The 14,071-nt window shown below is 40.1% G+C and carries 13 protein-coding genes and 1 pseudogene; 7 read left to right on the top strand and 7 right to left on the bottom strand.

What is annotated here, in order from left to right; translation table 11 throughout:
• Window positions 1-187 precede the first annotated feature (187 nt).
• From PN447_RS04040 to PN447_RS04025, 4 genes and pseudogenes are all read left to right on the top strand, one after another.
• Entirely contained in the window at window positions 188-319 is a 132-nt protein-coding gene (locus PN447_RS04040) for a hypothetical protein (RefSeq protein WP_271761014.1), read from the top strand.
• A 126-nt stretch (window positions 320-445) separates the two neighbouring features.
• On the top strand, window positions 446-1,531 hold the full coding sequence (locus PN447_RS04035) for a DNA-methyltransferase (RefSeq protein WP_271761013.1): 1,086 nt from the start codon (window positions 446-448) through the stop codon (window positions 1,529-1,531).
• A gap of 148 nt (window positions 1,532-1,679) precedes the next feature.
• A complete protein-coding gene (locus tag PN447_RS04030) occupies window positions 1,680-2,399 on the top strand; it encodes an ATP-binding protein (protein WP_271761011.1) in 720 nt (239 codons plus the stop codon).
• A gap of 100 nt (window positions 2,400-2,499) precedes the next feature.
• Window positions 2,500-2,634 (top strand): annotated as a pseudogene (locus PN447_RS04025) (type I restriction endonuclease subunit R); the annotation flags it as partial.
• A 407-nt stretch (window positions 2,635-3,041) separates the two neighbouring features.
• Here PN447_RS04025 and PN447_RS04020 read toward each other — a convergent pair.
• Both PN447_RS04020 and PN447_RS04015 read right to left on the bottom strand, forming a co-directional pair.
• On the bottom strand, window positions 3,042-3,197 hold the full coding sequence (locus PN447_RS04020) for a hypothetical protein (RefSeq protein WP_271761007.1): 156 nt from the start codon (window positions 3,195-3,197) through the stop codon (window positions 3,042-3,044).
• Complete coding sequence (locus PN447_RS04015; RefSeq protein ID WP_271761005.1) at window positions 3,197-5,158, bottom strand: hypothetical protein; 1,962 nt, start codon at window positions 5,156-5,158, stop codon at window positions 3,197-3,199. Before PN447_RS04015 ends, PN447_RS04020 begins: the two co-directional genes overlap by 1 nt.
• A gap of 75 nt (window positions 5,159-5,233) precedes the next feature.
• Between PN447_RS04015 and PN447_RS04010 the strand changes: the two genes are divergently transcribed.
• The 3 genes from PN447_RS04010 to PN447_RS04000 all read left to right on the top strand — a co-directional run bounded on the left by PN447_RS04010 (window position 5,234) and on the right by PN447_RS04000 (window position 6,804).
• Window positions 5,234-5,407 (top strand): hypothetical protein, encoded by a 174-nt coding sequence (locus PN447_RS04010; RefSeq protein ID WP_271761004.1) that lies wholly within the window; start codon window positions 5,234-5,236, stop codon window positions 5,405-5,407.
• The gene (locus PN447_RS04005; RefSeq protein ID WP_271761003.1) at window positions 5,404-6,447 is read left to right on the top strand and encodes a PDDEXK nuclease domain-containing protein; all 1,044 of its coding nucleotides are present in this window, start codon (window positions 5,404-5,406) and stop codon (window positions 6,445-6,447) included. Before PN447_RS04010 ends, PN447_RS04005 begins: the two co-directional genes overlap by 4 nt.
• Before the next feature lie 102 nt (window positions 6,448-6,549).
• On the top strand, window positions 6,550-6,804 hold the full coding sequence (locus PN447_RS04000) for a hypothetical protein (RefSeq protein WP_271761002.1): 255 nt from the start codon (window positions 6,550-6,552) through the stop codon (window positions 6,802-6,804).
• Between the two features lie 83 nt (window positions 6,805-6,887).
• On the opposite strand, the gene PN447_RS03995 is transcribed toward PN447_RS04000, so the two are convergent.
• From PN447_RS03995 to PN447_RS03975, 5 genes are all read right to left on the bottom strand, one after another.
• Window positions 6,888-7,088: a hypothetical protein gene (locus PN447_RS03995; protein ID WP_271761000.1), complete on the bottom strand. Its 201-nt coding sequence runs from the start codon at window positions 7,086-7,088 to the stop codon at window positions 6,888-6,890.
• 82 nt (window positions 7,089-7,170) lie between these two features.
• Window positions 7,171-9,492 carry a hypothetical protein gene (locus PN447_RS03990; protein ID WP_271760998.1) on the bottom strand — a complete coding sequence of 774 codons (2,322 nt, stop codon included), beginning with the start codon at window positions 9,490-9,492 and terminating at the stop codon, window positions 7,171-7,173.
• 281 nt (window positions 9,493-9,773) lie between these two features.
• A complete protein-coding gene (locus tag PN447_RS03985; RefSeq protein ID WP_271760996.1) occupies window positions 9,774-12,077 on the bottom strand; it encodes a hypothetical protein in 2,304 nt (767 codons plus the stop codon).
• Window positions 12,078-12,081: 4 nt separating this feature from the next.
• Window positions 12,082-12,984 (bottom strand): hypothetical protein, encoded by a 903-nt coding sequence (locus PN447_RS03980; protein WP_271760994.1) that lies wholly within the window; start codon window positions 12,982-12,984, stop codon window positions 12,082-12,084.
• On the bottom strand, window positions 12,974-13,801 hold the full coding sequence (locus PN447_RS03975) for a hypothetical protein (protein WP_271760992.1): 828 nt from the start codon (window positions 13,799-13,801) through the stop codon (window positions 12,974-12,976). Before PN447_RS03975 ends, PN447_RS03980 begins: the two co-directional genes overlap by 11 nt.
• Window positions 13,802-14,071 lie beyond the last annotated feature (270 nt).

The raw sequence follows: 14,071 nt of genomic DNA, 5'->3' as shown, positions 1-14,071 counted from the left end.
CCAGAATGTAAATATACAGCCCATTTTATTGCAGTGGAAGGGCGGGCAAGATGCCCAACCCACAAGATTTATGATATTACAGCGCATTTTATCTGAGTGGGTACGGTAGGGCGGGCACCGATGCCCACCCCACAAGATTTATGATATTAAGGTGTGTACTTTAATTACTTGAAAAGTGCTGTAAGGTGTGGTGCTGGGCGATCTACGTTCCCTGAGCGTAGTCGAAGGGAACATCAAGGGGGCGATCTGCTTACAGCAGCGCTTCGCTATCGCATTGAAGTTAATTTTACCCAATCCTTGGGAAACCAACGGATTATGAGTATATTATATGTATTACTTGTATTATTTGTATTAATATAGTTTGATGTGTGATGTTGGTCCATAACCTATCTTGGGTTATTATAGTTAATAATTGAGTTGTTGTTTATCAAAAGTAGGTATAGCGTTGAATACTGAAAAACCAAAACTACCAATAAATCAAATTATTTTAGGAGATTGCACAACATTATTAAAAAAAATGCCAGGGGAATGTGTTGATTTAATTGTATCTTCACCTCCATATAATTTAGGAAAGGAATACGAAGCAAGACAAGCTCTTGATATTTATCTAGAGGAACAAAAAATTGTCCTGGGAGAGTGCAGCCGTATTCTTAAAAAAACAGGTTCTCTATTTTGGCAGGTAGGGGCTTTTTCTGATAAAGGTACAATTATCCCTCTTGATATCCGCTTCTTTCCAATACTAGAATCATTTGGTTTGCTCCCTAGAAATCGAATTATCTGGGCTAGACAACATGGCCTTCATGCTCAAAAAAAATTTTCTTGTAGACATGAAACAATTCTGTGGTTTACTAAAACTAATGAATATACATTCAATTTAGATTCTATAAGGGTTCCACAAAAATATCAAAATAAAAAATATTATCGAGGAACTCGTAAGGGAGAATTATCATGTAATCCAGATGGTAAAAATCCTGGAGACATTTGGTTATTTCGGAACGTGAAACATAATCATGAAGAACAAACAATACATCCTTGCCAATTTCCAGAAGATTTGATATCCAGAATTGTATTAGCTACAACCCAAGAAGGTGATTTAGTCTTTGATCCATATATGGGTGCGGGTACGGTAGCAGTTGTATCTCAAAACCATAACCGAGACTTTATAGGTACGGAAATAGATCCAAAATATCATCAAGTAGCACTTCGGCGACTCAGAGGAGAACCTGATGAAAAAGGCTATTTTCCCAACCTAAAAACCTTACGAGATTATGTTGAGCGTACAGGTGAGCCAATCGAAAGATTTAGATTTGATGTGCAAATTGGAGAAAGAGCATCAGATAGAAGCAAAGCAAAGATATACCCGGAAGAGTACCATTTACAGGAAATGTACGAGCGATTGCTGTATGAGGAAGCAGCTTTTTCAGCTAGTTTGCAAGGTGAAGATATTCCCATAGATCCAAAACTAAATGGGAATGGTCAAAAAAAATCAGATAAAAGCCAAAAAAATCAACTAGAGTTAGAATTGTTCTAACTATTTAGTTAAATTATTTGTATCTTATAACGCTTACTTCCATATTTGTTGGGAATTATTTGACATTTACAATCAACTTGGCTCTGAGGAATTCTAGAGTATCTTGTACTTTGATATACAGTATAAATAGCTGATATATTTACATTCCTTGGGTATAGATAAGTTAAAAACTCGTAATGAAACAACACGTGTTAATGGTTATGCAGTTGGTTTTCATGGATTAGTAGATTTTGTCGATTCAGCCGCACCACAAAATCGCTTCATAGAAAAAGTTGTGCGAGAAGAAGTAAAGATGTTTCCGAAACAGGCTTTAAGAGAACTGATTGCTAATGCTTTGGTACATCAGGATTTTCTCGCAACAGGTACTTCAGTGATGATCGAGATGTTTAGCGATCGCATTGAGATATCTAATCCTGGTATTCCACCCATTAAGGTAGAGCGATTTATTGATGAAAATCGTTCCCGTAATGAACAACTTGCTAATTTAATGCGACTTTTCGGTATATGTGAAGAAAAAGGTAGTGGTATTGATAAAGTTGTCAGCGCAGCAGAAATGTTTCAACTACCTGCACCAGATTTCCGAGTAGGTGATACACGCACTACAACAATCCTATTTGCCTATCAGGATTTTGGGGATATGAGCAAAACAGACAGAATTAGAGCTTGTTATCAACATTGCTGTCTGTTATATGTCAATAATAAAAGAATGTGTAACCAGACACTACGGGAAAGGTTTGATTTAAGTGAAACACAAACAGCAACGGTATCTCAGATTATTGGTTATACAAAAGAGGCTGGATTAATCAAAGCAGATCAATCTGAAACCAATTCTACGCGCTATGCCAGATATCTGCCTTTTTGGGCGTAGATAGTGTTTTAGAGCAAATCGAGATTAGTAACTCTCAAATCCTGAAACCCTTACAAAATCAACAAAAAAGTGTTTTAGAGCAAATCGAGATCAGCGAAATATGAACGAAGCCCAAACCCGCGCCGAATTAATTGACCCCGCCTTAACTGCTGCTGGTTGGGGAGTAGTTGAACATAGTCGCATCCGTAGAGAAGTCATCGCCCCTGGTCGTTTAATTGGGAACGGTAGACGAGCAGTAGTTACACCAGCCCTCTGTTAAACCAGCCTTTGAATATTGCCAAATAGCATCAGACCAACAGCAGCAGAAGGCTATTGTAATCCCAAAACCTGGCAAGATTCGCGAGATTGGCACAGTTAACAAAGTGACCTCCATCAATCTGGGTTAATCAGGTGAAACTGATATTGTATCCTTGTAAAGTAAAAAAAATAGAAAAATGTTTGACCCAATAACAACAGACCTAATAACAACAGTTGGAGCAGAACTTGGCAAGTATTTAATACAGCAGATATTACACTATTTGTTAACCTCCACCTAAATCAATGCTCCTATTGCACAACCGCATTAATAACTTGACCAGAATGTAAATATACAGCCCATTTTATCTGAGTGGAAGGGCGGGCAAGATGCCCACCCCACAAGATTTATGATATTAAGGTTAAGGTGTGGTGCTGGGCGATCGCCGTTCCCATCAGCGTAGTCGAAGGGAACATAAGGGGGACGATCGCCGTTCCCATCAGCGTAGTCGAAGGGAACATCAAGGGGCGATCGCGGTTTCGACTTCCCTCAACCACCAACATCAATCCCTTCCCTGAGCATCTTGTTTTAATCGGTTATATGTTGCGCCCCCATTATCTATAATGCCATTGGGTGTTAGGTTCTGATTATGTTGATATTTGTATATAGCTGTGACTAATTGAATTTTAGTTACTACTCTTTTTGTTTCATCTGTAGAGTCTATATCTGATAAACTCCAATCAGAGGGTAAGTTAAGAGCCTCTTGTAATACCTGGGTTTTTTCCTGCGGGTTAAATATTCTTAGTTCCGCCATGAGATTATTTAACGCCGTCATTGTTCTATTATTAAAGTTGGCATTTGCCAGCGCTGTTGTGATAATTAGACTAGTTAGATGTGTTGCTGATTGAGTGCTAGATTCTGAGTTATAATTAACAAAAATAGCGTTATATCCTCTTAACCAACCAAGTGTAATAAATGCTAATAACAACAAAACAGGTAATAAAATTTCATTCTTGATCTTAAACTTTACTAATCTGGTAATTGTCTCTACTGGGTTTATTTTTCTTTTAAAAGTTAAACCTAAAATAGTGGGTGAATATGGTTCATTGCTAGGGTTAGGACAAGCCCCTAAAAATACATTTTTAGAAACTATAGCATCACTTACCTGATAGAAGTAGGCAGATAAATCATATTCTTGTAGTAACTCGAATAATTGCGCCAAAGGCTTGTAGTAAGATAACTTGTAGGAATCATAAATAATAAATTGCCGACACATAATTAACTCTTGCCAAATCTTTTGAGGGAAATTCAAATTATCAAAGTGTTTGGCATCAGTATCTGATTGTTGATGAATTAATTCCAAATCATAGCGCACATCATTAATAAACCGATGACGAAAAACAGCCCAAGCACTACCTTTAAGCAGTAACCAATTTATAGACTCCGGGGAAATCTGCTTTTGGAGTAACTTAGGTAAAAGTAATTTAATTCCCTTGGTTAGTTGCTCTTGGGGAAAATAATCACCGATCGCACCTTGAAACTGTAAAGAAATATTGTGATATTCACTCGGCTGTTTACCAGGCTGAATATTTAACCACCCTAGAAACTCTGGTAAAGTTTCTGGGATGACTATAGCACGCAGTGTCATTAGTCGCACCAAGGAAGAGCTATGGATTTTTTCAGTAATGGCGGTGGTTGCACCTTCAGCATCAAATAAGCTGTACCATTCTTCTAAAGTCAGTTGCTGATTTTCTAAGGTGTCAATAATCGTCTCTACAGCTGGGGGTTTGACTTGTGAGAAATTGATTAAGCTTTGCAGTGCGGCTTTAATGGCTTTTTTAGTCGATGCTTTATCAATAATCTCCCTTTCTAAATTCTCATAAGCTTGTGGGGAAACGGGTTGGATAATCTGAAAGCTGCGGGGTTTTTCCACTGCTTCTACATCAAACACCCAGGAAATGGGTTGGGTGGGATCTAGATTATGTTTCTTAATGGCTAGGGTGTTGACAGTTGTTAAGTTATACTGCTGTGGTTCTAGTAATGTGGGTTTTGTAGGTACTAGTTCTATATAGTTAGCTGTGGGGTCATAGTCGGATGAAGGAGCCAAAGCTGGGTCAAAATATGCACATTCGCCTATGTATTTACCATCAAATGGGTTAAATGTGGGTTTTCCCTGACTTTCCCACCAAGCTATGAGACAGCGCAGGTTATTTGCTCCAGGGGTGAAAAAAAAACGATAGAAAGTGAATTTGTAGCCACCTTCACCCCTTGCTTGTGTGACCACAGCCATCACAACCCAGGAGTCTTCCCCTGTCCCCACCACTCGGCCAATAATGGCGGGTTGCTCGTCGGAAGCTCCTCCTATGGTGGCAAATTCTTGGTTAGCAATGGAACGCTCTATAACCGAGGGAATGGGGTTTAGGGTGGAGTTGATATATTTACCCATAACCCCTAAAGATACCCAACCACCGTTAGGGGTTCTTTCTACTTTAATACCGGTGCTAAATTCATAAATTGGAATCATGGTTATTATGTATTTGTATTTCCAACATTTTTAAAGTAAATAAAGTACACACATTAAGATTATAAATCTTGTGGGGTGGGCATCTTCTCACAGGGGGGCGATCGCCGTTCCCTGAGCGTAGTCGAAGGGAACATCAGGGGTGATCGCCGTTCCCATCAGCGTAGTCGAAGGGAACAATACAAGGGGCGATCGCGGTTTCGACTTCGCCCACCGACCACAGCATATAAAGGGGAGGAAACAGCAGCATGAATGATGATTTAACACAAACCAATGATCTGTTACAAGACATTCGGCAATTAATTGACACAGCCAAACAACGCGCCGCCGTTGCCATCAATGCAGAAATAACCCTGTTATATTGGCAAGTTGGTAAACGCATACACACCGAAATTTTACAAGGTAAACGCGCTGAATATGGCAAACAAATTATTGTTTCTTTATCTCAGCAGCTAACTCAAACCTATGGTAAAGGTTGGGGTGAAAGACAACTGCGACATTGCCTCCAGTTTGCCGAGACATTTCCAAATATTGAGATTGTGAACACACTGTGTTCTAAATTGAGTTGGTCCCATTTGCGACTTTTAACAGCAATAGATAAACCCCTAAAACGAGAATTTTATATTGAAATTGCCCGTCTGGAAAAATGGAGTGTCCGCCAATTGCAAGAACGTATTAACTCTATGTTATTCGAGCGCACCGCCCTATCCCGTAAACCTGAAGAAACCATCCGCAATGATTTAGAGCAACTGCGCCAAACTCAACAAGTATCACCCGATATTGTCCTAAAAGACCCTTATATTTTAGATTTTTTGAATTTACGCGATCGCTATCTAGAAAAAGATTTAGAAGATGCCATACTCAGAGAAATTGAGCAATTTTTACTAGAACTTGGTGTAGGATTTACCTTTGTTGCTCGTCAAAAACGCCTACAAATAGACAACGATGATTTTTATATAGACTTGCTATTTTATAACCGTAAACTTAAACGCCTTGTAGCCATTGACTTGAAACTAGGTAACTTCCAACCTGAATATAAAGGACAAATGGAACTTTATCTGCGCTGGTTGGCTAAATATGATCAAGAACCCGACGAACAGCCACCGCTAGGAATTATTTTATGTGCAGGGAAAAAACAAGAGCAAATCGAATTATTAGAACTAGATAAAAGTGGTATTCATGTTGCCGAATATCTCACAGTATTACCACCAAAAGAGTTGTTACAAGCTAAACTACAAGAAGCGATCGCTACTGCCCGTCTTAGACTCCCATATTCTCAAGATGAGCCATGATGAACCAAGCGAAACCCGCGCCGAACTTTCCAAACAACCTCTAATGAAAACAGTATTCCCCTGAAATAAAATCAAAGTACACACATTAAGATTATAAATCCTGTGGGGTGGGCATCTTATCACAGGGGGGCGATCGCGGTTTCGACCTCCCTCAACCACCCACATCAATCCGTTCCCATCAGCGTAGTCAAAGGGAACATCAAGGACAATCGCCGTTCCCATCAGCGTAGTCGAAGGGAACATCAAGGACAATCTCCGTTCCCTGAGCGTAGTCGAAGGGAACATCAAGGGGCGATCGCGGTTTCGACTTCCCTCAACCACCCACATCAAGGACGATCGCCGTTCCCATCAGCGTAGTCGAAGGGAACATCAGGGACGAGCGTGGTTTCGACTTCGCTCAACCACCGAGATCAGTTCCCTGAGCGTAGTCGAAGGGAACATCAAGGGGCGATCGCCGTTCCCTGAGCGTAGTCGAAGGGAACATCAAGGACGATCCCCGTTCCCTGAGCGTAGTCGAAGGGAACATCAAGGACAATCTCCGTTCCCTGAGCGTAGTCGAAGGGAACATCAAGGACAATCTCCGTTCCCTGAGCGTAGTCGAAGGGAACATCAGGGACGATCGTGGTTTCGACTTCGCTCAACCACCGAGATCAGTTCCCATCAGCGTAGTCGAAGGGAACATCAAGGGACGATCGCAATTTCGACTTCCCTCAACCACCAACATCAATACCTTCCCTGAGCATTTTGTTTTAATCGGTTATATGTTGCTTGCCCATTATTTATAATGCCATCGGCTGTTAGTCCTGGACTTTGTTGATACTTATATATAGCTTTGACTAATTGAGTTTTAGCTGCTGTTCTTTTGTTCGGATCTTCAGAGTCTATATCTGAGAAATTCCAATCTTCTTGTAAGCCAAGAACCTGTTTTAATAACCGGCTTTTATCCTGATCGTCAGATATGTTTAGTTCTTCCATAAGCTTATTTAACGCCGTCATTGTTTCATTAAAGTTGTCATTTCTAAGTGCTGTGTTAATAATTTCATTTTTCAGTTGTTCTGATACCTTCTGCTCTAACTCTTGATAGGTTGATCTCATATCAGGTTGATTTGACCACGGCCAATTAAATTTTTGAGGGTTTGTGGGTGTTTTCACCTCATGATAAGCAGATATTTTCTGATACAATTCAAGAATTTCAATATCTGATTTAAGTTTATCAATGGGTTGATTTAAATTATTTATTGTATTTTGTCCATTTTGAGTTTGCTGTGATGTTAAGACCTGATTAAATTTCTTTATTACATTTTCCTCTTCAGAGCCTGTTTTCTCAACAATGTTATTAATCACTTTTTCAGTTTCCTCAATGTTTTTAGCTTCACTTTCTAGGGTTTTCATCTCTTCTCGCCATGGGGAAAACCCACCCGCTAGATAATAACCGCCAAAGGAAGATAAAAGTAATAAACTAAAAACTCCTGCAATTGCTACCTTAAACCTGGCAACTTTAATAAAAAATTCACCTAAACTAGTTTCCGCGTGAATTTCTAAACCTAAAAAGGTTGTGGGAGTTTCCACATAACCAAAAGCAATTTCAAATATTTTTTGAGGTACATATCCCTGACTGACTTGATAAAAGTATGCACATAGTTTATAATCTTCTAGTAGCTCAAATAATTGGGCTAAACTCAAATAACGGGCGATCGCAGGTAAATTTAACTCGTTATTATAACCATCGATTAACTCTTGCCAAATCTCCAAAGGAAACATTAAACTATCAAAGTTTTTTATATCAGTTTTAGATTGTTGATGAATTACTTGCAAATCATAGCGCACATCATTAATAAACTGACTAAGACAAACATCCCATACCCTACCTTTAATAAATAACCACTTTATGGACTCTGGGGAAATTTCCTCTTTGAGTAACTGCGGAATAAGTAATTTAATTCCCGCTGTTAATTTCTCTGTGGGAAAATACTCACAGATAGCACCTTGAAACTGTAAAGAGGTATTTTCAGCCTCACTGGGCTGTTTACCTGACTGGATATTTAACCACTGTAGAAACTCTGGTAAAGTCTCAGGGATGACTATGGCGCGCAGAGTCATGAGTCGCGCTAAGGGAGGGCTATAAATTTTTTCAGTGATGGCGGTGCTTGCACCCTCAGCATCAAATAAACTGTACCATTCTTGTGTATTCAGTTGCTGATTTTCTAAGGTGTCAATAATCGTCTCTACAGCTGGGGGTTTGACTTGTGAGAAATTGATTAAGCTTTGCAGTGCGGCTTTAATGGCTTTTTTAGTCGATGCTTTATCAAGAGTCTTTTTTGGTGCTATGTCATCAGCACTTGCGTCTGTGGGTAACGGGGGTGGGTTACTAATCTCCCTTTCTAAATTCTCATAAGCTCTTAAAAAAGCGGGTTGGATGATCTGAAAGCTGCGGGGTTTTTTCAGTGATTTTACGTTAAAAGCCCAGGAAATAGGCTGGGTTTTATCTAGATTGTGTTTCCTAATAGCTAGGGTGTGGACAGTTGTTAAGTTATACTGCTGTGGTTCTAGTAATGTCGGTTTTGTAGGTACTAGTTCTACATCATTGGCTGTGGGGTCATAGTCAGATGAAGGAGCCGAGGCTGGGTCAAACTCTGCATATTGACCTATATTTTTACTATCCAAGGGGTTAAATGTGGGTTTTCCCTGACTTTCCCACCAAGCTAAGAGATAGCGCAGGTTACAGGTATAGGCTCCGGGGGTGAAGAAATAACGATACAAAGATAAACTGCGCCCTTTTTCATCCTTAGCTCGTGTAACTACAGCCATCACCACCCAGGAGTCTTCCCCTGTCTCCACTACTCGCCCAATAATGGCGGGTTGGTCTATAGAAGCTCCTTTGGTGAGGGTAAATAATTCTAGGTTAGCAATGGAACGCTCTACAACCAGGGGGATGGGGTCTAGGGTGCAGTTCATATATTTACCGGTAAATCCCAGGGATACCCAACCACCGTTAGGGGTTCTTTCTACTTCAATACCGGTGCTAAATTCATGAATTGGAATCATGGTTATTATGTATTTGTATTTCCACCATTTTTAAAGTAAATAAAGTACACACATTAAGATTATAAATCCTGTGGGGTGGGCATCCTCCCTGCTCTTTTTTAAGTGGAATAATATTAAGATTATAAATCTTGTGGGGTGGGCATCCTGCCCGCCCTTTTTTAAGTGGAATAATATTAAGATTATAAATCTTGTGGGGTGGGCATCCTGCCCGCCCTTTTCTAAATTGCTTTTCGAGTCACTCGACATCCCAGAATTTTTTTAAGAAATTTTGGGTATCTAAATTAGGTTCCTATATCTTGTTTTAATTTTTTATATGTCTCCTTACCTTCACGTATAATCCCATCGGGTTTTACTCCTTTATCTTCAGTAGATAGTTGATAATCGTATATAGCTCCTACTAAGAGTTTTTTAGTCTCTTCGTTCTCAGGATTTGATTTTATTTTCTTATATAGTGATATTATTTTTTGTGACTTTTGCTTGTCTGTTGGTGTGTTAACTGTGTTTGGCATTGGTTGTTGACTTGCGCTTACTTCAGAAGATCCAAATATATCATCCAAAGAACCCATGGTTATATCAAAATTATCAGATTTAATTGCTTCCTTTATTGCATCTTCTCTGAGTTTACTTGAGACATCTTTTACTAAATTTTGATATCGATTTGTATCACTAGTATTACTTCCAGATAACAAATTAGATAACCATTCAGAAAAACCTAGTTTTTCTGATTCTCCTGAGTCTTCAGTATGATAAGCAGATATTTTTTGAGATAATTTAATATCTTCAATAAATGATTCAACATTTTTTAATGATTCATATTCTTGGGGTTGAACATTTTTTAATACTGTCTTTAATTTAGCTTTTACTTCTGTCTCTGTGTGTTTTGTACTGTTAACAATTTCCTCAATAACTTGTTCCTTATTATTATTACTATCTTTATTTTCACTTTCTAGTATTTTTACGTTTTTTATATTGTCTGATGAAAACCCACCTCCTACGAAATAACCAGCGAAAAAAACTAAACCCAAAAAACCCACACCTGCTGCAATGGTTAAACCTAACTTTGTAAATTTCATAATTTGCTCACTTAAAGTAATTTGTCTTTGAAGAGTTAAACCTAAATATTTTAGTGAATAAGGTTCATTGCTAGGATTAGGAGAAGCAGCCAAAAATACATCTTTAGGAACTTCACCATTACTTACTTGATAAAAGTAAGCAGATAAATCATATTTTTCCAATAGCTCAAATAACTCCGCCAAAGGCTCGTAGTCAGTTAGCTTGTAGTAACCAGAAATAATACCATTCCAAGAACTAATTAACTCTTGCCAAATATCCAGGGGAAACTTCAAACTATCAAAGTCTTTAGTATTTGTATAAACCTTAGATTGTTGATGAATTACTTCCAAGTCATAGTGTACATCCTTAATAAACTGACTATAACAAACAGCCCACGCCCTACCTTTAATAAATAACCACTGTATAGACTCTGGGGAAATTTCCTCTTTAAGCAAGTAAGGAATAAGTAATTTAATTCCCGCGCCTAATTTCTCCTTGGGGAAATACTCACAGATAGCACCTTGAAACTGCAAAGAAATACTTTCCGCCTCACTGGGTTGTTTACCCGACTGGACATTTAACCACTTGAGAAACTCTGGTAAAGTCTCTGGGATGACTATGGCGCGCAGGGTGATGAGTCGGACTAAGGGAGGGCTATAGTTTCTTTGAGTAATGGCGGTACTTGCGCCTTGACCATCAAATAAAGCCTCCCAATATTGGGGGGTAATCTGTTTATTATTCAGTTCCTTGACAATAACTTGCACAGCATCGGCTTTAACTTGGGAATTGTTGATTAAAGCTCGAATGGCTGACTTCAGCGCCGCTTCATCTATAAATACTGCTGGTAATGACCGGGGTGGTTTACTAATCTCTCTTTCTAAGGTCTCATAGGCTCTGGGGGAACTGGGTTGGATCACCTGAAAGCTGTGGGGTTTTTCCACTGCTTCTACATTAAAAGCCCAGGAAATAGGCTGGGTGGGATCTAGATTATGTTTCTTAATCGCCAGAGTGTGGATAGTTGTTAAGTTATACTGGTATGGTTCTAGTAATGTGGGTTTTGTAGGTACTAGTTCTATATAGTTGGCTGTGGGGTCATAGTCAGATGAAGGAGCCGAGGCTGGGTCAAAATAGGCATATGTCCCTATATATTTACCATCAAAGGGGTTAAATGTCGGTCTTCCCTGACTTTCCCACCAAGCTAAGACATAGCGCAGGTTATTGGCTCCGGGAGTCAAGAAATAACGATATACAGATAAACTGCGCCGTTTTTCATCCCTAGCTCGTGTAACTACAGCTATCACCGCCCAGGAGTCCTCCCCAGTCCCCACTACTCGCCCAATAATGGCGGGTTGGTCTGTAGAAGCTCCTTCGGTGAGGGCAAATTCTTGGTTAGCAATGGAACGCTCTACAGGGTAGGGGATGGGTTCTAGGGTGCAGTTGATATATTTACCCAGAAATCCTAGGGATACCCAACCACCGTTAGGGGTTCTTTCTGCCTTAATACCAGTGCTAAATTCGTGAATTGGAATCATGATTTCACCCTTTATCTAATTCTTGATGTCTGTCACCTGTACACAACCAATAAATGGGAGCCACTAAACCAAAGGGTCGCCACAGTTTGGGATTTTTAATCACTGCAGTTACCCCATCCCGACCACGTTTTAAAACTTGTACATTAGGTTCGGGGTATTTACTCCCCAACATCCCAAAGGCGGAAGCGGTGAAGTAATCTACTTTACCCCCTCCTATTTGTTCCCAGGTTTTCAACTTGCGGCAGGTTTGGGGAAACCGGGCTTGGGCTAAAAACCCCGGTTTATGGCGGTTTACCCACAGTTCCGACTGTTCACACTTGTTTAAAACTAGGGCTATTCTGCGGGTAGTTGCGTTGATATCTGTGCGGTCTAGGCAGGTTAAAAATTTATCTAAGCCGTTGGCGTATTCACTATCTTTAGCCCGGCTATTCCCATCCACTAAAAAGATAATCCCCGTAGCTTGGGAACAGTCCTCTAAATACTGTTCTAGTAGGGGGTCACCGCTGCGCTGGAGCAGGTCACTAAAAAACTCTCCCGAATAGTCTTTACAACTGATGTTGAGAGTTACTAGGTTAGAACTGCTAATCTGGGGGTTACGGCGGGAAAATTGCTTTTTGAGGGTAATACTTAGGGTGTAGTCTAGTAGCTCCGTTGCATCACCTTTTAAATCCGTAGCTTCTAGTTCTAACCCCTGTTCCAGTATGTTCTGAGCTTGATTGATCAGTTCTTCCCCAGACTCCCCAATGGCGGTGACCACTTGTACCGGACTGTTGGGGTCTGCATTGGGCCATCTTGCTAATGATGCCATATATCCGGTTTTACCCGAACCGCGATCGCCTATCACCCGAATCACCGCGTTACTTTGTTGGGGTTCTGAGTTAGCTTTAGCAAACCAATTACGCATCATTTCCTAATTTCCTCCCTGTACTTAACCAATAGAGAGGAGCCACTAGGTTATAAGGTCGCCATTTTTGAGCATCTCTTAAAACAGCCAGTTTACCGTCGGTTCCCCATTCTAGGGTGCGATTGGGTCGGGGGTCTTTGCGTCCTAACACCCCAAAGGTAGATATGGCATAAAATCCCAGATTCTGGGCGGGGATATTCTGTTGTAATATGTGCGTGGTTCTGGGTAAATGCACATTAAATAAATCAGTTTCGGGGTCAAGACGACCAGGCCATAGTTCTCCCCGTTCACATTTACTCATGGCTATTGCTAACCGTAAATTACTAGTCCGTTCGTATTTATCCATTAATTCCAGAAACCGTTGTACAATGCGACCGTAAGAACTATCAGTTCCCGATTGCCAATGAGTGAGTAAGATTAAACAACCATTAACATCGGGGGTCAAACATTCCTCAATAAATTCTTGATGTAAAGGGTTGGATGACCCAAACTCTAAATCCTCAAAAATTTCTCCAGGGTAGTCCCTGGCGACTAAATTTATTTGTTCCTGTTGTTTCTGAAACCGCCGTTTAATTTCTATATTAAAGGAGTAGGAAGGTAAATCATAGATAGTGTTGACTTCAGAACTTGTAGGCTCCACAGATGCGCCTTGACTAATGATATTCTCTGCTTTACCAGCTAGGTTTCTGGTGTCGTCATTGACCGCTTGCACCTTCAAGTTTTGATATTCCTTGAGCGCCTTTAATGGTTGGTAAGCTAAGGCGGCTAAATAAGTGGTTTTCCCTGACCCTCTAGGGCCAATTACCCGAATGTTTCCCATATTAATATTTGTGCTATAGGACTCGTATTTAATTTGTGAACAAAACCAAGAAATAATACCATAAATGATTCATGAACAATTTCTGTTACCTGTTCCGGTGTTACCTGTTCCCCGTTCCCTGTTCCCCGTTCCCTTTCCTCACTGATAATTTCTCAACTCAATTTCTGTTACCTGTTACCTGTTACCTGTTCCCCGTTCCCTGTTCCCTGTTCCCTTTCCTCACTGATAATTTCTCAACTCAATTTCTGTTACCTGTTACCTGTTACCTGT

The sequence above is a fragment of the Anabaena sp. CS-542/02 genome (genome assembly GCF_028331085.1).
GTDB classification, from domain to species: Bacteria; Cyanobacteriota; Cyanobacteriia; order Cyanobacteriales; family Nostocaceae; genus Anabaenopsis; species Anabaenopsis arnoldii.
The sequence above is the reverse complement of the archived record's forward strand: the minus strand, read 5'-3'. Positions and strand labels throughout refer to the sequence as shown.